At 41.6% G+C, this 18,615-nt stretch carries 19 protein-coding genes; 13 read left to right on the forward strand and 6 right to left on the reverse strand.

Features of this window, described 5'->3' with window-relative positions; genetic code table 11:
• The first annotated feature begins 7 nt into the window (after window positions 1-7).
• Window positions 8-553: a DUF948 domain-containing protein gene (locus AC0L13_RS08355; protein ID WP_473645825.1), complete on the forward strand. Its 546-nt coding sequence runs from the start codon at window positions 8-10 to the stop codon at window positions 551-553.
• Between the two features lie 60 nt (window positions 554-613).
• Here AC0L13_RS08355 and AC0L13_RS08360 read toward each other — a convergent pair whose 3' ends face one another.
• From AC0L13_RS08360 to AC0L13_RS08370, 3 genes are all read right to left on the reverse strand, one after another.
• Window positions 614-1,033, reverse strand: coding sequence for a DUF948 domain-containing protein (locus tag AC0L13_RS08360; RefSeq protein WP_473645827.1), 420 nt, complete (start codon window positions 1,031-1,033; stop codon window positions 614-616).
• A 23-nt stretch (window positions 1,034-1,056) separates the two neighbouring features.
• Entirely contained in the window at window positions 1,057-1,530 is a 474-nt protein-coding gene (locus tag AC0L13_RS08365) for a DUF948 domain-containing protein (RefSeq protein WP_473645829.1), read from the reverse strand.
• A gap of 81 nt (window positions 1,531-1,611) precedes the next feature.
• Complete coding sequence (locus AC0L13_RS08370; protein ID WP_473645831.1) at window positions 1,612-1,956, reverse strand: DUF3899 domain-containing protein; 345 nt, start codon at window positions 1,954-1,956, stop codon at window positions 1,612-1,614.
• Window positions 1,957-2,213: 257 nt separating this feature from the next.
• Between AC0L13_RS08370 and AC0L13_RS08375 the strand changes: the two genes are divergently transcribed.
• The 11 genes from AC0L13_RS08375 to AC0L13_RS08425 all read left to right on the forward strand — a co-directional run bounded on the left by AC0L13_RS08375 (window position 2,214) and on the right by AC0L13_RS08425 (window position 12,696).
• On the forward strand, window positions 2,214-3,932 hold the full coding sequence (locus AC0L13_RS08375; RefSeq protein WP_473645834.1) for a peptide ABC transporter substrate-binding protein: 1,719 nt from the start codon (window positions 2,214-2,216) through the stop codon (window positions 3,930-3,932).
• 164 nt (window positions 3,933-4,096) lie between these two features.
• Window positions 4,097-5,029 carry an oligopeptide ABC transporter permease gene (opp3b, locus tag AC0L13_RS08380; RefSeq protein ID WP_473645836.1) on the forward strand — a complete coding sequence of 311 codons (933 nt, stop codon included), beginning with the start codon at window positions 4,097-4,099 and terminating at the stop codon, window positions 5,027-5,029.
• Window positions 5,029-6,051, forward strand: a complete 1,023-nt coding sequence (gene opp3C / locus AC0L13_RS08385; RefSeq protein ID WP_473645838.1) for an oligopeptide ABC transporter permease — start codon at window positions 5,029-5,031, stop codon at window positions 6,049-6,051. The genes opp3b and opp3C overlap by 1 nt, the downstream gene beginning before the upstream one ends.
• A gap of 16 nt (window positions 6,052-6,067) precedes the next feature.
• Window positions 6,068-7,132 carry an ABC transporter ATP-binding protein gene (locus AC0L13_RS08390; RefSeq protein ID WP_473645840.1) on the forward strand — a complete coding sequence of 355 codons (1,065 nt, stop codon included), beginning with the start codon at window positions 6,068-6,070 and terminating at the stop codon, window positions 7,130-7,132.
• On the forward strand, window positions 7,132-8,064 hold the full coding sequence (locus tag AC0L13_RS08395; RefSeq protein ID WP_473645842.1) for an ABC transporter ATP-binding protein: 933 nt from the start codon (window positions 7,132-7,134) through the stop codon (window positions 8,062-8,064). The genes AC0L13_RS08390 and AC0L13_RS08395 overlap by 1 nt, the downstream gene beginning before the upstream one ends.
• Window positions 8,065-8,204: 140 nt before the next feature.
• Complete coding sequence (locus AC0L13_RS08400; RefSeq protein WP_473645844.1) at window positions 8,205-8,903, forward strand: Crp/Fnr family transcriptional regulator; 699 nt, start codon at window positions 8,205-8,207, stop codon at window positions 8,901-8,903.
• 179 nt (window positions 8,904-9,082) lie between these two features.
• The gene (locus AC0L13_RS08405) at window positions 9,083-9,232 is read left to right on the forward strand and encodes a cytochrome c oxidase subunit 2A (protein WP_473645846.1); all 150 of its coding nucleotides are present in this window, start codon (window positions 9,083-9,085) and stop codon (window positions 9,230-9,232) included.
• A 28-nt stretch (window positions 9,233-9,260) separates the two neighbouring features.
• Complete coding sequence (locus AC0L13_RS08410) at window positions 9,261-9,728, forward strand: cytochrome c oxidase subunit II (RefSeq protein WP_473645847.1); 468 nt, start codon at window positions 9,261-9,263, stop codon at window positions 9,726-9,728.
• A gap of 89 nt (window positions 9,729-9,817) precedes the next feature.
• A complete protein-coding gene (locus AC0L13_RS08415) occupies window positions 9,818-11,449 on the forward strand; it encodes a cbb3-type cytochrome c oxidase subunit I (RefSeq protein WP_473646911.1) in 1,632 nt (543 codons plus the stop codon).
• Between the two features lie 57 nt (window positions 11,450-11,506).
• Window positions 11,507-12,142 (forward strand): SCO family protein, encoded by a 636-nt coding sequence (locus AC0L13_RS08420; RefSeq protein WP_473646913.1) that lies wholly within the window; start codon window positions 11,507-11,509, stop codon window positions 12,140-12,142.
• Window positions 12,139-12,696, forward strand: coding sequence for a hypothetical protein (locus tag AC0L13_RS08425; protein ID WP_473645849.1), 558 nt, complete (start codon window positions 12,139-12,141; stop codon window positions 12,694-12,696). The genes AC0L13_RS08420 and AC0L13_RS08425 overlap by 4 nt, the downstream gene beginning before the upstream one ends.
• Before the next feature lie 59 nt (window positions 12,697-12,755).
• On the opposite strand, the gene AC0L13_RS08430 is transcribed toward AC0L13_RS08425, so the two are convergent.
• The 3 genes from AC0L13_RS08430 to AC0L13_RS08440 all read right to left on the reverse strand — a co-directional run bounded on the left by AC0L13_RS08430 (window position 12,756) and on the right by AC0L13_RS08440 (window position 15,413).
• Window positions 12,756-14,051: an L-lactate MFS transporter gene (locus AC0L13_RS08430; RefSeq protein WP_473645851.1), complete on the reverse strand. Its 1,296-nt coding sequence runs from the start codon at window positions 14,049-14,051 to the stop codon at window positions 12,756-12,758.
• A 214-nt stretch (window positions 14,052-14,265) separates the two neighbouring features.
• Entirely contained in the window at window positions 14,266-15,051 is a 786-nt protein-coding gene (fdhD, locus tag AC0L13_RS08435) for a formate dehydrogenase accessory sulfurtransferase FdhD (RefSeq protein ID WP_473645853.1), read from the reverse strand.
• A gap of 14 nt (window positions 15,052-15,065) precedes the next feature.
• Window positions 15,066-15,413 (reverse strand): Na-translocating system protein MpsC family protein, encoded by a 348-nt coding sequence (locus AC0L13_RS08440; protein WP_473645856.1) that lies wholly within the window; start codon window positions 15,411-15,413, stop codon window positions 15,066-15,068.
• A gap of 263 nt (window positions 15,414-15,676) precedes the next feature.
• Between AC0L13_RS08440 and fdhF the strand changes: the two genes are divergently transcribed.
• Window positions 15,677-18,613 (forward strand): formate dehydrogenase subunit alpha, encoded by a 2,937-nt coding sequence (gene fdhF / locus AC0L13_RS08445; protein WP_473645859.1) that lies wholly within the window; start codon window positions 15,677-15,679, stop codon window positions 18,611-18,613.
• The last annotated feature ends 2 nt before the right edge of the window (window positions 18,614-18,615 follow it).

The following is an 18,615-nucleotide window of genomic DNA, read 5'->3' on the forward strand; positions in this document are numbered from 1 at the left end:
GAAGGTAATGAGTATGACTGGAATTGGTGTTTTACTAATAGGTATAGCATTTCTCATTCTTTCTATATACTTGGCAAGGGTGCTCAATAATACTGCTTCGATATTGGATGGGGTAAGTCGGACTGTTGAACAGTTGCCGGACCAATTAGACGATGTATTGAATGAAACTGGTCAAATAATACAGAATTCAAATGATACATTAGCTGATGTAAATGAAAAGCTTGGAACACTTACGCCTCTCTTCCATATCGTCGGAGATATCGGTGAGTCGACGAGAAAACTGACTTCATCTGTCAACGACATTGCTGTATCTGTCAAAAAGAAGACGGATTCGATCGATGAAGAAACACGTAATAAAAGGCTTGGCGGTTTATATGGATCGGCAGCACTCGCATTTTATGCAATTCGTAGTAATAAGGAAAAGAAGGATGGGGATTTGAAACGACCTTCTTCATTATATGTTTCAGGGGAACAACGAGCTTTTGATATCGACAGGATGAAAGAGGAAGCAAAAGAGGCTGCAAGAGAAGGTAAATATATTAGCAATGAATAAAAAACGATGGAGGAACATTCCTCCATCGCTTTTTTATAGTTGTTTTTAGAGCCGGATACTTTATTTACGATTTTTCCTTTCAGATAGAAAGAAGATGAATGCAAGAATGCCGTAGATGCCTTCATACTTTTCGCGTTTTGTAAAATTGGAAGCGCCATTCGTTTGTGTTTTTAAGGAGTTTGTTTTGTCAAGCGCTGCAAGCGTAAATTTTCGAGTAACTTCACCAGTATCCCCGATGATATGGAAGTATGGGCTAACCTCTTTCACTTGTTCATTGACGTTTGAAATCGTTGTACTGCTCAATTGCATTATATCAGTTGTTTGTTTTGATAAGTCATCGACCACTTTAGGAAGGCGATCGGTAGTCTGTTTTACATCGTCCAATGCATCGGTCAGTTTCCGTAATGGTTTTATTAGTAAAAAGGTTAGAACCGCAAATGCGATTCCGATAATTAGAACGCCAATTCCTAGCCAATCCAAATGAATCACCTCCGTATGTCAGTTTACTTCACCTTCGTTGGAGAAGGGAGCTGCTTCATCTCTTGCTGAACGAATGGATCATGTTTCCGCTTTTCTACATTGAATTTGAAATAGATTCGGGAAGCTGCTTCCGTTAACGTCGTCAGCTTTTCCATTAAGTCACGGTATTTTGGATCGGGTGCAGCGATTTGCTGAGAAATCGACTGGAAGGAACGATTAAGATTTTCCGTCGATTGTCCGATATGTCGAACGGATTGTGCAACACTTTCCAAACGTTGCACTTTGCTTTCTACATCGGATGCTATTCGATTCGTCCTTTCCATTAGCAGATCAGATTTTGTAGTGATGCCACTTAATTTGTTTTCCATCCTGCTAATTGTTTCAGATACTTCCTTCATCGACTTTTTCGCACTCCGCAATGCAACTAAGACAAAGATGGCAATCAGTAATAAGGATATAGCTGCTATGATTGCGCTTATATATAGAAGAATCTCCATTCCGCTATCAGCTCCATTCCAAATACTTTTTCACTTACCTAATTGGTACCACTCTTTCCCTTCATATAAACACCGTACAAATTAGGAAGAGTATAGGAATAAAGCGACGAGCATGAATAAAATGATTGGAAGTCCCGATCTGAAAAAGAAAGAAGCTTTCATTGTTACGATTTCCGAAGGTGCCCGCATGTTGTTTATTTCATCTTGGCCATGATTGCGGGAGAAGACCTTTTTAAAACTGGAAGAAAAGAAATCGAAAAATCCAGATTGCAAGATCAAAACAAGGATTCCAATAAAGAGATATGCTCCTCCTATATAGAAAGAAACGTTAATATAGTCTAGAATTGTCAGTTTCTTGTAGAAAATTAAAACAAATACCAAAATTAATAATTGGTTTACAATAATATTCAATGCAATTTTCTTCATATTCTAACCTCTTCTTTTATTGTTTATATTATTGATTATTTATGTATAATATCTCATTTGACGAAAGAATGCAATTTGGCTAGAAGACAATATCTATAAGGTTTGGTGCATATATATGCGAAGTATTTAGACTTTTATTTCTTTTATAATTATGTTGTTTCAGAAAAAAACATAAAAAAACTCTTTGACTTAAGATATTTTGAATGTATAATAAAAAGTGATAATTCTTCAGACAATTACAAAAGGAGGTCAATGCTTTGAAAACAAACAAATGGCTTTTGCTTGTCGCTCTTTCATTAGTACTTAGCGTCGTGCTTGCAGCTTGCGGAAGCAAGGACAAGGACGAAGATAAAACTGCTGCTCCTAATAAAGAAGATGACAAAGCAACAGAACAAACAGAAGAAGCCGGCGAGCCGGATGCAGAACAAGTTTTGAACTTGATCGAATCTGCAGCAATTCCATCTGTTGACTCCGCGATCGTGGAAGATGCAGTAGGATTTAACGTATTGAACAACGTAAACGAAGGGTTGTACCGCTTGAACCTTGAAAACGTTGCTGAACCAGCAATGGCAGCAGAGGAAGCGGAAGTAAGTGAAGATGGTCTTACTTACACATTCAAACTTCGTGATGCAAAATGGTCTGATGGAACACCTGTTACAGCACACGATTTCGTGTTTGCATGGCAACGTGCAATCGATCCTGCAACTGGATCGCCTTATGGTCCGTTCATGATGTCTGGAGTTATCAAAAACGCAACAGCAATTAGTGAAGAGAAAATGGACAAGTCAGAACTTGGCGTAGTTGCCGAGGACGACAAAACATTGGTCGTAACATTGGAACGCCCAGTACCTTACTTCCTATCACTAATGTCATTCGGAACATTCTACCCACAAAAAGAAGAGTTTGTTACATCTAAAGGTGATGCATACGCTACGAACTCTGACAACCTACTTTACAACGGTCCATTCGTTCTTACTGAGTGGGATGGAACTGGAGATAGCTGGGTTTACAAGAAAAACGAACATTATTGGGATGCTGAAAATGTAAAACTTGAAACAATCAATGTAGACGTTGTTAAAGATTCTGCAACTGCAGTTAAGCTTTACAACGACGGCAAGAAAGACCGTGCTGGAGTATCTGGAGACTTGGCTCTTCAATATGGTAATCATGAAGAAGCGGTTCTTCAACCAGAAACATCTGTTTTCTATTTCAAGTTTAACCAAGAACGCGGTGGAGAAAAAACTCCACTTGCAAACGTAAATATCCGTAAAGCAATTGCGAAGTCTTTCCAAAAAGAAGACTTGGCTGATGTAGTTCTTGCGAATGGTTCTGTACCTGCAAACTTCCTAGTACCAAAAGATTTCGCATATGATGAAAGCGGAACTGACTTCCGTGACATTAGCGGAGAGCACCTTGTGTACGATGCGGAAGAAGCTAAAGAATACTGGGCAAAAGGATTGGAAGAGCTAGGTGTAACTGAATTGGAACTTGAAATCCTAGGCGGAGACACTGAACTTTCCAAGAAAATGGACGAGTATTTCAAAGCTCAACTTGAAACTAACCTTGAAGGTTTGACAATCAAGTTGAAAGAAGTACCTTTCGCAGTACGTTTGGAGCTTGATGGAAACCAAGACTATGACATCCAAGTTTCAGGATGGGGTCCTGACTTCCAAGACCCGATTTCATTCTTGGATTTGTTCGTTACAGATGGCACTAACAACTTGATGTCATTCTCGAACAAAGAGTATGATGAATTGATCGAAGCTACAAAAGGCGAGCTTGCATTAGATCCAGCAGCACGTTATGAAGCGTTTGCGAAAGCGGAAAAAATCCTTCTTGAGGATGAAGCTGCGATCGCACCGATCTACCAACGTGGTTTGATTCAACTAGAAAAACCGTACTTCAAAGGACTTGGAGTTCATCCATTCGGAGCTGATTACAGCTACAAATGGGCTTATATCTCTGGTAAAGAGTAAGTAAGCAACGCAGTTTAATGATCTGAGAGTATATGGCGGAAGCTCCATATACTCTCTTTTTACTAAAAGGGAAAAAAGTGAAAGTTTGTAAGTGTTTTCATTTTGAAAAGAAATTGATTATTCAATTTGACATAAATCAAACTCACGTACTTTGGAGGTGCAACGTGGTTAAGTATATTGGAAAACGGCTCGTTTACATGTTCCTTACGATGTTCCTGATTGCGACTGCAACGTTTTTCTTAATGCAGACGCTGCCAGGTTCACCGATCGCGTCTTATAACAAATTGAACGAAACGCAACGGGCAATAGTAGAAAAGAAATATGGCATCGATAAACCGAAACCGGTGCAGTACGCAATCTATATGAAAAACTTAGCCAAAGGGGACTTGGGGACATCTTTCGTATTTAAAGGTAAAAGTGTTAATGACCTATTGGCGTCAAGGGTGAAACCTTCATTCATATTAGGGGCACAAGCGATGGTATTCGGTACAATCGTAGGAATTCTGCTAGGGATGCTCGCGGCCTTGAAGCAGAATACGATATGGGATTATGGAAGTACATTTTTTGCGATATTAGGAGTTTCGATTCCTTCCTTCGTATTCGCTGCATTGTTGCAATATTGGGTTGCTTCCCAATGGCATTTACTTCCGGTTGGTCTTTGGAACGACGGATGGAAATCGAGTATTCTTCCTTCAATCGCATTGGCGATGGGGCCGCTTGCCTTGTCGGCACGTTTTATACGTACCGAAATGATTGAAGTGTTGAGTTCCGACTATATTACATTAGCAAAAGCGAAGGGTGCCAGCGGTTTTGAAATCGCATTCAAACACGCATTACGAAATGCGCTCATCCCTCTCGTTACAGTATTAGGACCAGTAGCAGCGGGGATAGTGACGGGTTCCCTTGTTGTAGAACAGATCTTTGCGATTCCAGGAATCGGGGAGCAGTTCGTATCTTCCATCATGACAAATGACTTTGCGACGATTATGGGTACGACACTTTTCTTCTCTGCATTGTTGATTTTCATCATCTTCATTGTAGACCTTCTATACGGAATCATTGATCCGCGAATCCGTTTGTCTGGAGGTAAAGGTTAATGCGAAAAGAAGAACTTCAACAATTGCCGCCGGAAAAATTCGAGCGAATTTCAATTGATAGCAGCAGTGCTGAACGTATTACTAAACCGAGCTTAAATTTTTGGCAAGATGCATGGCTTCGACTGCGTAAAAACAAAGCGGCGATTGTCAGCATGGTCATTCTTGTATTGTTCATCATTATGGCTTTAATAGGGCCGCATCTAAATGGCCATGATGGAGATGAGCAAATTTTGCGTCACGCTAACTTGCCACCAAAAATTCCTGGAATTGAAAAATTAGGGATATTTGACGGAATGGGCAAATTAGGTGGGGAAACTGTAAACCTCTATGAAATTAAAAAAGTGGATGAGTATTACTGGTTTGGAACGGATGGACTTGGCCGTGACTTGTTTACCCGTGTTTGGGAAGGTACTCAAATTTCCTTATTGATTGCATTTGTTGCTGCGGCAATCGATGTGGTCATCGGTGTTCTTTACGGAGGTATATCGGGATACTTCGGCGGCCGTGTCGATGATATCATGCAACGGATTGTCGAAATTTTGATCGGTATTCCGACGCTTATTATCGTAATCCTTATGCTCTTGATAATGGAGCCGGGTCTAACCGCCATTATCATTGCGATCTCCCTTACTGGATGGATTGGGATGTCCCGTATTGTACGTGCTCAAATCTTGAAATATAAAGGGCAGGAATTCGTACTTGCTTCACGGACGCTCGGGGCGAGTGACGCTCGAATCATCGGCAAACATTTATTGCCGAATATCTTGGGGATCATCATCATTAATACGATGTTTACCATCCCGACTGCTATTTTCTTTGAAGCGTTCTTAAGCTTTATCGGACTTGGGCTGCAACCGCCTGCCGCTTCATTAGGTACATTGATCAACGACGGCTTCAAAGTGATGGAGCATCAGCCGTATTTCCTATTGTTCCCGGCCGTGATCATCAGTGTCTTGATGATTGCATTTAACTTGATCGGCGATGGACTGCGCGATGCATTCGATCCGAAAATGAAAGATTGATTGGAGGAAAGCCAAGATGGAAAAAATATTGCAAGTAAAAGACTTGGAGCTTTCCTTCCACACTTTTGCCGGTGAAGTGAAAGCGATCCGAGGAGTTAGTTTTGATTTGAATAAAGGGGAAACGCTGGCAATTGTTGGTGAGTCGGGGTCTGGTAAATCGGTGACGACAAAATCCATTATGCGCTTATTGCCAGAATCTAGCTCTGAATTTAAAAATGGTGAAATTCTTTTTAATGGAAATGACTTGACAAAACTTTCCGATAAACAAATGCAAAAAATTAGAGGGAAAGAAATTTCAATGATCTTCCAAGATCCAATGACATCATTGAATCCGACGATGACAATCGGTAAGCAATTGATGGAGCCGATTTTGAAGCACCAAAAAGTAAGCAAGGCAAAAGCAAGAGAAGTCGGCATCGAATTATTGAATATGGTTGGGATACCGAATGCGGAAAACCGTTTTAAAATGTATCCTCACCAATTTTCCGGCGGGCAAAGACAAAGGATCGTAATTGCAATAGCGCTCGCTTGTAATCCGAAAGTTTTGATTGCCGATGAACCAACGACTGCCCTTGATGTAACAATACAGGCACAAATCCTTGAATTGATGAAGGATATCCAGAAAAAGGTCGATACGTCGATCATCTTCATTACACATGATTTAGGTGTCGTGGCAAATGTCGCTGATCGGGTTGCTGTTATGTATGGCGGGCGGATTGTGGAAGTGGGTACGGTAGATGAAATCTTCTATAACCCGCAACATCCATATACATGGGGGCTTCTTAGCTCGATGCCGTCTATGGATTTGACGGAGGAAAAGCTATATGCAATTCCAGGTACACCGCCTGATCTATTGGATCCGCCTGTTGGGGATGCATTCGCGCTAAGAAGTGAATATGCTTTGAAGATTGATATGGAACAACCGCCTCCGTTCTTCAAAGTGAGTGATACACATTATGCTGCAACTTGGCTGTTGCATCCAAATGCACCACAAGTGGATCCTCCTAAGACAATCATTGAGCGGATGAAGACATTCCGTGGGAGCAGATATTATGAGCAAGCGACTGGAGGGGATGCATGATGGCTGAAAAATTGCTTGAAGTGAAAAACTTGAAACAATATTTCAATGTAGGGAAGTCATCCGAAGTCCGGGCAATTGACGGTATCAGCTTTGATATTTATCGCGGAGAGACATTCGGGCTAGTCGGTGAATCCGGTTGCGGTAAATCGACAACTGGCAGGACAATCATTCGACTTTATGACGCAACTGACGGCGAAGTCCTTTACGACGGAGTCAGTGTGCATGCGAATAAATCGAAATCAGAAATGAAGGATTTGAATCAGAAGATGCAGATGATTTTCCAAGATCCATACGCATCGTTAAATCCACGGATGAAAGTCCTTGACATCATCGCTGAAGGATTGGATGTTCATGGACTTGTTAAAAATCCGAAAGAGCGGAAACAGAAAGTTATCGAGTTGCTAGAAACAGTCGGTTTGAATAAAGAGCATGCGGAGCGTTATCCGCATGAATTCTCGGGAGGACAGCGGCAACGGATCGGGATTGCCCGTGCGCTAGCCGTCAATCCTGAATTCATTATCGCTGACGAACCGATTTCTGCACTAGACGTATCGATTCAAGCGCAAGTTGTCAACCTCTTGAAAGAGTTGCAAAAGGAAAAAGGATTAACGTATTTATTCATTGCGCATGACTTATCTATGGTAAAATACATTTCAGACCGGATCGGCGTAATGTACTTTGGGAAACTCGTTGAGATGGCTCCTGCGGATGAATTATACAAAAATCCTCTTCATCCTTATACAAAATCATTATTATCTGCAATTCCACTTCCAGATCCGATTTATGAACGGACACGCGTAAGACAAGCGTATGATCCGAAAAAACATAATTACGGTCCAGATGAAAAAGTGGAATTCCGTGAAGTGAATCCAGGTCATTTCGTTCTCTGTTCTGATAAAGAGTTCAAAGAAATGAAATCACAAGTCAACTAATGAAGTTCTACCGCCATGACGTCAATCATTACGATGTCATGGCGGTTTTCTGTTTCTGAGCCGATTTCTTGCGATAGAATGTTACAATATAAGCAGCTAATTTATTTGGACAGTTATGTTTCATTCGAAGGAGAGATAAAATGGACTCGGAAATTGAACTTCTGAAAAATGCAATGTTTTTTAAAGACTTATCTGACCAAGAATTGAAGCCTTTTCTTTCAATTATGAATCGGCGTAAGCTTACCGATAGAACTATTTTATTTTTGCAAGGTGATCCGATCACCCATGTATTTATTGCGACGGCAGGGAAGATTAAAATATTTAGGAACGACCAAGCGGGCAAAGAACAAGTCTTGCATTTTAAACAGCACGGGGACTTGTTTCCACATGTCGGTTTCTTCCGTCAAGGTCACTACCCAGCCCATGCACAAGCGATTGAGGATAGTGAAGTCTTTTCGATTGCAATCAAAGATTTCGAACAGGTCCTTATGTCGAATCCTTCTTTGTCGATTAAGCTTTTCAGGATGCTTGGCGATCAAATCGTCAATTTGCAGCAAAGGTTAGAGGAGCTTGCATTGCGCAGTGCGAATGAACGGATTTTGTTGTTATTGCTTAGGCTTTGTGAAACACATGGATCTGCTGTCATCGGGAAGGAAGGCTGGGTGAAGTTGAATACCCGCTTTAAAAATGCAGATCTAGCCAATATGATCGGCACTTCGAGAGAGTCAGTCAACCGGATGATTTCACAGCTGCGCAAAGACGATGCGGTGCGATTGGAAGAAGGGGAATATTTGATACGTCCAGAAATGCTGAAAGATGAATTGCTCAATTTCACTTGAATCATTAATTGATAGCCATTTTGCAAACTACGATCATGTAGTTGCAAAATGGCTTTTTTGGTGGATTCAATGTCATAGGTTTGCCACTTTTGATCTCGTTAATGTGATGTACATCACATTGATGAGAACCGTTATCAACTATTATAAAAACAACAATAAAGCTATGGAGGTGATTCGAAATGAATTTGCATGAAGCACCGATTAAAAATAAGCAGGAACAAGAAGATGAAAATACCGTGAAAGGGACAATGGCTTCTGTCGGTATCGTGGGACTTGTCATCCTGGTGATGTGGGTATTGCTATTCGCCATTTATATGTACCGCTACTAATACACGATAGAGATTAGGAGGAAGAAAGATGAAAATGAATCGCTATGAAGAGATCTGGTTACTATTGAGCGGTGGGATGCTTGTCATTTTCATGCTTATTACGGGCTATCAAACTTTTGCTTTCGGGATGGGGCCACCGAGCCATAAAGAGACAATTGACCCGCAAAAGGTGGATGAAACTGCTCCGTTTGATAAGCCGGGCGTTTATAAGACCGACGACAATGAATATGAAGTAGTCATGACTTTGGAAGTCTTCAACTTCAATCCGGGGAATATTGAAATTCCGGCTGGTTCAACAGTCACTTTCATTATGACATCGAAGGATGTTGTGCACGGTTTCCAAGTTGCTAACACAAACTTGAACGCGATGGTTATGCCAGGTCATATCCAAAAAGCGACGCAAACATTCGATAAACCTGGGGAATATCTCGTGTTATGCAATGAGTATTGCGGCGCAGGGCATCAGCATATGAGCACGACAATTACGGTGAAATAAAGGAGGGAAGTATCTTGAATACGGCAGTTAACGTTCGTCAAAAAGAAAAGAAATTAAAAACGGCCTTCAAGGATACATCAAATAAAGTGATGGGGATCGGGCCGGAAGATGCCAAATTGACAAAATCATATATGATCGTTGCCTTTATCGCTTTGCTTATCGGTGGTGCATTAGGGTTGCTGCAAGGTTTGGAAAGAGCCGGCCTCATGCAGCTGCCGCACTGGTTCAATTACTATCAAGTTTTAACCGCTCATGGTGTATTGCTCGTACTTGTATTAACAGCTTTCTTTACGATCGGGTATTTCTATGCTAGCTTGTCTCACACAATAGGCGGTTTATCGTCGAAAGTGAGAAAAATGGCATGGACCGGCTTTTGGTTGAAAGTGATTGGTCTTGTCGTAGCAGTTATTCCAATACTTATGAATAAAGCGTCCGTCCTGTATACATTTTATCCGCCGATGGCAGCGTCACCATATTTTTATATTGGTCTAGCACTTATCGTCATCGGAGTATGGATGTGCGCTTTCGGAGCTTTCATAAGCGTAGCAAAATGGCGTAAACAGAATCCAGGCAAGCATATTCCGATTTTCGCGTTCTTCGCAACAGGTGTATTCGTTCTACTGTTTTTCGGGAGTATCGGTGTCACAATTGAGGTGTTGACGTTGATTGCATGGTCATTCGGTTGGAAAGCTACGATCAACGTAATGCTTAGCCGGACGCTATTCTGGTCGTTCGGCCATACATTAGTGAACATATGGTATTTGACAGCTGTATCCGCATGGTATGTAGTCGTTCCGAAAATCATCGGAGGACGTAGATTTAGCGATACATTGACAAGGGTAGTCGTCATCTTGTTAGTAATCTCAAATATACCAGGAGGATTCCACCATCAAATTGTCGATCCTGGCATGACGCAAACTCTTAAATTTCTTCATCTGTTCATGAGCCTTGCTATCGGTTTTCCTTCTTTGATGACAGCTTTCGCAATGTTTTATGTCTTTGAAAAAACCGGTCGTAAATTAGGAGGAAAAGGGTTATTCGGTTGGCTGAAGAAATTGCCTTGGGGAGATGTCAGGTTCCTCGCTCCAATGATCGCGATGATTGCATTCATTCCGGCAGGGGCTGGAGGGATTGCACAAACAACTAACCAATTGAATCAAGTCGTGCACAATACGTTATGGGTAGTCGGCCATTTTCATTTGACAGTCGGCACGTCTGTAATTCTGACATTTTTCGGCATTAGCTATTGGTTGATCCCTTATATATCTAATCGGGTATTGACGCCAATGATGAATAAAATCGGCATTATGCAAACAATCATCTGGACTGTCGGTATGTTGTCCATGTCCGTTGCCATGCACTGGGTCGGATTGCTTGGATCTCCTAGAAGAACATCCTATACGACATATGGGGATAATGCAACAGCACTCGGTTGGGATCCGTACTTGCTTTTCCTCGCTGTAGGAGGGACGTTCCTAATTATCGGTGTACTCATCCAAGTATTCGCTGTATTCCATATGATGTTCTTTGCTCCAAGAGGAGAGACGCAATTTCCAGTCGCCGAGACGGAGACGCCCGAAGAGGCAACTCCGATGTGGACGGATCGGTGGGGATTATGGATTGTTGTCATGTTAGTAGTCGTTTCCATGGGTTATGTCGTACCATTAGTCGATCTGATCGTCAATGCTCCGCCGGGATCACCTCCATTCATAACATGGTGATAAAAGGGCGGTCCCGTTGAGTGGCCACCCTTTCTTGAAAACAATTGAGGAGTGGGTATCATGTCAACTCGATATACGAAATTGGCTAGTGCGGTAGTAGTGCTAGTCGGATTACTTATCATTTTTATCGGAACTGATGGATTCACAGCATTTACTGCCGAAAAAGCCCGTGTGAATCAATTGCTGAAAGACAAACCTGAATTTCCCGATGTCAAGATGGAGGATAGTGAGGGACGGGTATATTCGATAGATGAATTCAAAGGAAATTATATTCTTATAACTTTTTTCTACTCATCTTGCACAACTGTTTGCATTGATCTCGAGATGAATATGTCCGAGTTGTATGAGAAGATTCCACTGAAATACATTGGTAAGGATATCGACTTTCTTAGTATCAGTTTTGATCCTTCAAGAGATGATCCCGCCACTTTAGACATTTATAAAAATATGTTCAATAGTGATGGCGAGACATGGCGAATGGCGAGAATTCCGAACGAGCAGCAATTGGAAGGGCTATTGAAAGAGTTCGGCGTCATCGTCATTCCAGATGATTACGGAAATTTCACACATAATTCGGCATTCTACCTTGTAGATGGCGAAGGAAAATTAGAAGAAGTTATGGATTATACAAATGTGGATGAGGCTGCAGAAAAGCTCATGGAAGTACTGGGCGGTAGGGAGGGGAGGTCATGAAACAGGCAGTATATGGAGCGGCATTGTTCATCTTCCTTGCAATTCCAGTCGTTGCAGATGTGCTCGAATCAATAATGATCATGCACATGCATATGCAAATGCCGCTTCTTATATTTTCCGGCTTTTTAATGGCCGTTTTTTTCAGACGTAAGTTTCCTACGTTCTTTGCTAAATGGAATGGGGATGGGATACCAGGTATTTTACTATTTACACTTATCATGGTGTATTGGATGATTCCGTTAACGATGGATGATGCATTGACAATTATGACTGTGGAGATATTCAAATTCATCAGTTTGCCGTTTCTTGCTGGTATTCCATTACGTGATAGTTGGAAAAAAATCGGTCCGGCCGGAAAAAAAGTTATTTTGGTCACTTTTACTCTATTGTTTTATATAATGGGTTTTCTTTATATAAAAGCACCTATTCAACTATGCAATAACTACTTGCTCATCGATCAGCTCGCTCTTGGGTGGGGCTATATGACGATGGCTATCTGCTTCACGATCTACTTGCTCTATCTTGCTTTTACGAATAAGTATGAAGCGGTTTAAAAGGAAGCACAACCCCTATTCCTTACATCAAGGAGTAGGGGTTGCATATTATAAAAATATTAAACGCTCTTAGCAGTTTGTACTACATTTGAATTTTTTGATTTATGCTGTTCAGCTCTTACTTTTTTGATATCAACTTGGATTAAGATCGAGATTACTAAAGCGATCGCAAAGAGACCGGAGAAAAACAGCAAGCTGCTTTCATAGCTTCCCGTCGTGTCTTTCATCCATGCCGCAAACATAGGTCCAGCAATGCCTGCAGCCGCCCAAGCAGTTAAAATATATCCATGAATTGCCCCGAGTTGTTTTGTTCCAAAAATATCGCCGATATACGCCGGTATACATGAGAAACCGCCGCCATAGCAAGTATAAATGATGGCGAGCATCACTTGGAATAGAATAGCGTTTGTTGTAAATGGAAGAAGGGCAAAAAGGACCAATTGGATAACGAAAAACGCTGTATACGTATGTCTTCGGCCGATATAGTCGGAAATAGATGCCCATCCAAGCCTTCCAGCTCCATTAAAGAGACCAAGAACACCGACGAGTGCAGCAGCTTGTACTGTTGTCATGCCGATACTTTCTATAGCAAGAGGTTTTGCCGCAGACAAAATGGCGATTCCACAAGTGACATTTAGGAACAGCATCATCCATAGATAGTAGAAGCGTTTAGTTTTGACAGCTTCGTTCGCTGTCAATTGCGCTAAGTCAACTTTTGCTTCGATTTTTCCAGATTCTAGTTTTTTAACATAACCTGCTGGTGCCCAACCTTCCTCAGGTTTTTCGAGATAAAGAGAAGAGACAATCATTATTAATAAATAAGACGCTCCCAGTATATAAAAAGTGTTTTGTAAGCCAACCGAATTAATAAGCGCTTCCATTATTGGACTGCTGATCGCAGCTGCAAAGCCAAACCCCATAATGGCCATTCCAGTTGCCAGCCCACGTCGATCGGGAAACCATTTCACTAGTGTGGAAACGGGAGCGATATAGCCTACACCCAATCCAATTCCACCTAATACCCCATAAAAAACGTACAATAGCGTAAGCGAAGACATGCTCACGGCAAAACCGGCTCCCATTACACCCACACCGAAGCAAGTCGCTGCAAGTATTCCAGCTTTCTGAGGTCCATGCTTTTCAACGAAATGACCAAGAAATGCAGCAGACAGGCCAAGAAATAAAATTGCGATACTAAACGTCAATTGAACTTGGCTAGTCGACCATCCGAATTGGTCGATGAGGGGGTTTGTAAAGTTACTCCAAGCATACACGGAACCGATTGAAATATGAATCCCGACAGCAGAAGCGGCAATCAACCATCTGTTCTTCGTCTTCTTCGATTTCCCTTTCATTTTTCACATCTCCCTTTAATGATAAAGTAATATGCCAATTAAATATATCTCCATCTTTTTATAAAGAAAACCCTTAATAAAATGAAAAAAATTACATTCTATTAGAATAATAAAAAATCAAGAGACATATTTTTGTCACATTTCCGACATAGTACCACCATTATTTGGGTTTGTCACTAAAAAGTTAATTTAGTCGAAAAACAGAGAAAAGTCGTTATTTTATTCTTTCCGGATGTGTATAGACATTGAATGATTCGCCTCTAATGAATCCAACAGCAGTTATACCTAACTCTTCAGCAAGATTTATAGCCAGCTCAGTCGGCGCTGATTTTGAAAGAACAACTTCACAGCCGATTTTTGCAACCTTCAACAAAATTTCGGAAGATATTCTACCGCTAAAGACAATTACCTTGTCTTTGACAGGAATATCGTTTCTCAAACAATATCCATAAATCTTATCAAGCGCATTATGACGTCCAATATCCATTCTCGTTAGCATGAAATCTTGCGAATCACAGAGTGCAGCAATATGGACCCCGCCTGTTTGTTGAAATAGATCGGCTTTCTTATCCATTTTTTCCATAAGTGCAAAACAATCTTGAGGTGATAACAGTACGTTTCTCTCTAGCATACGTTTTGCGGTAAGTGCATCATTGGCGAATACAAATCCTTGTCTGCTCATGCCGCAGCACGAAGTAATATACCTTTTGTTTTGTAGTTGTTCGAAAAAAGGGAATGTCCGGCTTGTTTGAATATGGACGATACCCAAGTCTTCTTCCAACCGTATTTCCTGTATATCCTCGTAGCTAATAATGATTCTTTCAGAAGCAAGAAATCCGACAACCATATCCTCGATATACTCAGGTGTACACACGATCGTCAATAGTTCTTTACCATTCAATTTAACTGTAATAGGGTACTCGGTTGCGACCTCATCATATTTTTGTTCGAAATTACCATTGGCATATCGTAAAATAGACCGACGTTGAATTCGGTTCATATTTTTTTCTCCTTTCACTGTTCGATGATTCTATCAAACAAAAATACAGAAACTGCAATATCATCCTCTAATTTGATGTCTGAAAAAAGATGGATAAATTTTGCCCCAACAACCTCTTCAAGACCATCTGGAGGTGATTCCTCATACACTTCTTGTATCATTTTTGTCCTGGCGGAATGGACCATTTCTTTTCCTTCCCGTGTGCCCGCTATGAACTTTTCAGTGGGTGTCAAGTTTCCATACAACGTAGAGATTGCCATATTATCAACGAAAATGGTTGTAATTCTCTCCGGACCTTTTCCGAACAGATCTTTCCTCAACTTTCTTATAATGTCGTTGAAATCGTGTATCTTTTTAGACATTTCTAAGCGCCCCTTTTTGAAACAATATGAATTGCCTTGCAATAATTCTCAAAAGCTATTGAATAGTGTATTCTTCTACTCTATAATACTAGTTAGTATGGTATCGGGGTATGGCATTGCACCGGTATTATCAATTCATTACTTTACATTTGGATTGGTTATTTAGCAAGCTCTGCTATTAGACTATTCCACCATAGACAAGCACACCTCAATAGCAGGTGTATTTGTCTATGGTGGTTTTTTATTTCAAAGGAGGCATTTTCATGTCAATTAAGATTAATGGAAAGGCGTATCCGTTCAAAGAAGGCATGACGATATTACAAGTGGTCAATGAACAGAAAATCGAGCATCCACAAATTTGTTATTTTCCAGAAGTGGACCCGATCGAAACATGTGATACATGTATTGTCGAAATGAACGGACTGCTTGTTCGCGCGTGTTCAACTAAATTAGAACCAGGCATGGATATCCAATTATCTTCTCCACGTGCCAAAGAAGCGCAAACTGAAGCGATGGATCGAATTCTTGAAAACCATTTATTGTATTGCACAGTTTGTGATAACAACAACGGCAACTGCAAAATTCATAACACTGTCGATATGATGGGAATCGAAGAACAGAAATATCCTTATGAACCGAAATGTACACAAGACAGCGTCGACTTTACACATCCGTTTTACCGATACGATCCTAACCAATGCATCGCTTGCGGACAGTGTGTGGAAGCATGTCAAAATCTGCAAGTGAATGAAACTCTCAGTATCGATTGGGAGAGGGATCGTCCAATTGTCCTTTGGGATGGCGGGGCCAAAATCAATGATTCTTCCTGTGTAGGCTGCGGACACTGTGTCACAGTCTGTCCGTGTAATGCGTTGATGGAGAAGTCGATGCTTGGTGAAGCTGGCTTCATGACGGGAATGAAGGAAGAGATATTGACACCGATGATCGATTTGGTGAAAAATGTCGAACCTGGCTACAGCGGAATTATGGCCATCTCAGATGCGGAAGCTGCCATGCGCGACACAAGGACGAAAAAGACTAAGACTGTTTGTACTTTCTGTGGTGTCGGATGTTCGTTCGAAGTGTGGACGAAAGACCGTAAAATACTTAAAATACAGCCTGTTTCAGATGCGCCGGTCAATGCGATTTCGACTTGTGTGAAAGGTAAGTTCGGCTGGGATTTCGTCAATAGCGAAGAAAGGCTGACAACTCCACTCATCCGGAAAGGCGATTCTTTTGTGGCGGCAACATGGAAGGAAGCGTTGGATTTAGTAGCAGAACAATTGGGAACTATCCATCGGAAACATGGTGAAGACAGTATCGGTTTCATTTCTTCTTCAAAAATAACAAATGAAGAAAACTATTTGATGCAAAAGCTTGCGAGGCAAATGTTCAAGACGAATAACGTCGACAACTGTTCCCGCTATTGCCAGTCTCCAGCGACTGACGGTTTGTTCCGTACAGTCGGCATGGGAGGAGATGCCGGGACGATCAAAGATATTGCAAAAGCTGGGCTCGTCATTATCATCGGCGCAAATCCTGCTGAAGGTCACCCGGTACTTGCAACACGTGTGAAGCGTGCACATAAGCTGCATGGACAAAAGCTGATCGTCGCCGATTTGCGTAAACATGAAATGGCCGATCGATCAGACATATTCATTAGCCCGAAGCAAGGGACTGACCAAGTATGGCTTATGGCAGTTACGAAATACATGATTGACCAAGGTTGGCATGATTCAAATTTCATTAAAGAAAATGTACGTCATTTTGAAGAATTTAAGGATGTATTGAAGAAATACACTCTCGATTTCGCAGAGCATGTAACCGGTGTTCCGAAAGATTATCTTATTCGTACTGCTGAAATGATCCGTGATGCAGATGGAACATGTATTTTATGGGGGATGGGCGTAACGCAAAATACAGGAGGTTCCGATACGTCAGCGGCCATTTCAAACTTACTTCTGGCAACTGGGAACTACCGGAGACCAGGCGCTGGTGCATACCCGCTTCGCGGCCATAATAATGTGCAAGGTGCTTGTGATATGGGGACGCTTCCGGGCTGGCTTCCAGGATATCAGCATGTGACGGATAATCTTGCACGTGAAAAATTCGAACATGCATATGGTGTAGAAATAGGCAATAAGCCGGGACTCGATAATATTCAAATGCTCCATGCAGTCGATGAAGGAATCATGAAAGCGATGTATATCGTCGGAGAAGATATGGCGCTCGTCGATTCCAATGCGAATCACGTACATGACGTATTATCGAAACTCGATTTCCTAGTCGTCCAAGATATCTTTTTCTCGAGGACTGCAAGATACGCAGATGTTATCTTACCGGCAGTGCCTTCCTTAGAAAAGGATGGAACTTTCACGAATACGGAAAGAAGAGTTCAGCGTTTGTATAAAGCATTGCCGGAATTAGGGGATGCAAAGGCGGATTGGAAAATCATCCAAGAAATTGCGACTCGTTTAGGAGCGGATTGGAATTTTGAACATCCTAGCGAAATCTTCGCTGAAATGGCGAGTCTTTCTCCATTGTTCAGACAAGCTGATTATAGCAATATGGAAAACTGGGATAGCTTTTTCTGGGGCAGTCTGGAAGGGGAAAGCACGCCGTTGCTATACGTCGATGGTTTCAATTTCCCTGATGGAAAAGCAAGATTCGCCTTATCCGATTGGGTAGAACCTGTCGTCTATGATGACGAATTCGATTTGCACATTAACAACGGCAGGATGCTTGAACATTTCCATGAAGGAAACTTGACGAATAAATCTGCGGGTATCCAATCGAAAGTACCAGAAATATTCGTGGAAGTATCGCCTGAGCTTGCAAAAGAAAGAGGCGTGCTCAGCGGTTCATTAGTTAGGCTCGTCTCACCGCACGGAGCTGTTCGTTTGCCGGCTCTAGTTACCGATAGAGTGAAAGGGAATGAATTATTCCTTCCGATGAACTCGGTAGAAAAAGAATCGGCCATCAACTTTTTGACAGGTACCGCGGTGGATCAAAGGACAAATACACCTGCATTCAAACAAGCTAAAGTCCGGATGGAAATTTTGCGGAAAGAGGGAGACAATCCTTTGCCGGCAAGCAACCATCGGAATAAGAAACGACATCCACAAGATGGTGTAGAAGTCGAACGGAAGTGGGCTAGACCAGGTTACGAGCATCTGACAGATCAAGTGGAGAAAGGGTGAGC

This window comes from Sporosarcina sp. QA0331, assembly GCF_055808055.1.

Excerpts from the sequence above, each read along its gene's own strand:
- AC0L13_RS08355 (WP_473645825.1), top strand. The coding sequence starts at position 8 with ATGAGTATGACTGGAATTGGTGTTTTACTAATAGGTATAGCATTTCTC.
- AC0L13_RS08365 (WP_473645829.1), bottom strand. The coding sequence starts at position 1,530 with ATGGAGATTCTTCTATATATAAGCGCAATCATAGCAGCTATATCCTTA.
- AC0L13_RS08370 (WP_473645831.1), bottom strand. The coding sequence starts at position 1,956 with ATGAAGAAAATTGCATTGAATATTATTGTAAACCAATTATTAATTTTG.
- opp3C (WP_473645838.1), top strand. The coding sequence starts at position 5,029 with ATGCGAAAAGAAGAACTTCAACAATTGCCGCCGGAAAAATTCGAGCGA.
- AC0L13_RS08390 (WP_473645840.1), top strand. The coding sequence starts at position 6,068 with ATGGAAAAAATATTGCAAGTAAAAGACTTGGAGCTTTCCTTCCACACT.
- AC0L13_RS08395 (WP_473645842.1), top strand. The coding sequence starts at position 7,132 with ATGGCTGAAAAATTGCTTGAAGTGAAAAACTTGAAACAATATTTCAAT.
- AC0L13_RS08400 (WP_473645844.1), top strand. The coding sequence starts at position 8,205 with ATGGACTCGGAAATTGAACTTCTGAAAAATGCAATGTTTTTTAAAGAC.
- AC0L13_RS08405 (WP_473645846.1), top strand. The coding sequence starts at position 9,083 with ATGAATTTGCATGAAGCACCGATTAAAAATAAGCAGGAACAAGAAGAT.
- AC0L13_RS08410 (WP_473645847.1), top strand. The coding sequence starts at position 9,261 with ATGAAAATGAATCGCTATGAAGAGATCTGGTTACTATTGAGCGGTGGG.
- AC0L13_RS08415 (WP_473646911.1), top strand. The coding sequence starts at position 9,818 with ATGGGGATCGGGCCGGAAGATGCCAAATTGACAAAATCATATATGATC.
- AC0L13_RS08425 (WP_473645849.1), top strand. The coding sequence starts at position 12,139 with ATGAAACAGGCAGTATATGGAGCGGCATTGTTCATCTTCCTTGCAATT.
- AC0L13_RS08430 (WP_473645851.1), bottom strand. The coding sequence starts at position 14,051 with ATGAAAGGGAAATCGAAGAAGACGAAGAACAGATGGTTGATTGCCGCT.
- fdhD (WP_473645853.1), bottom strand. The coding sequence starts at position 15,051 with ATGAACCGAATTCAACGTCGGTCTATTTTACGATATGCCAATGGTAAT.
- AC0L13_RS08440 (WP_473645856.1), bottom strand. The coding sequence starts at position 15,413 with ATGTCTAAAAAGATACACGATTTCAACGACATTATAAGAAAGTTGAGG.
- fdhF (WP_473645859.1), top strand. The coding sequence starts at position 15,677 with ATGTCAATTAAGATTAATGGAAAGGCGTATCCGTTCAAAGAAGGCATG.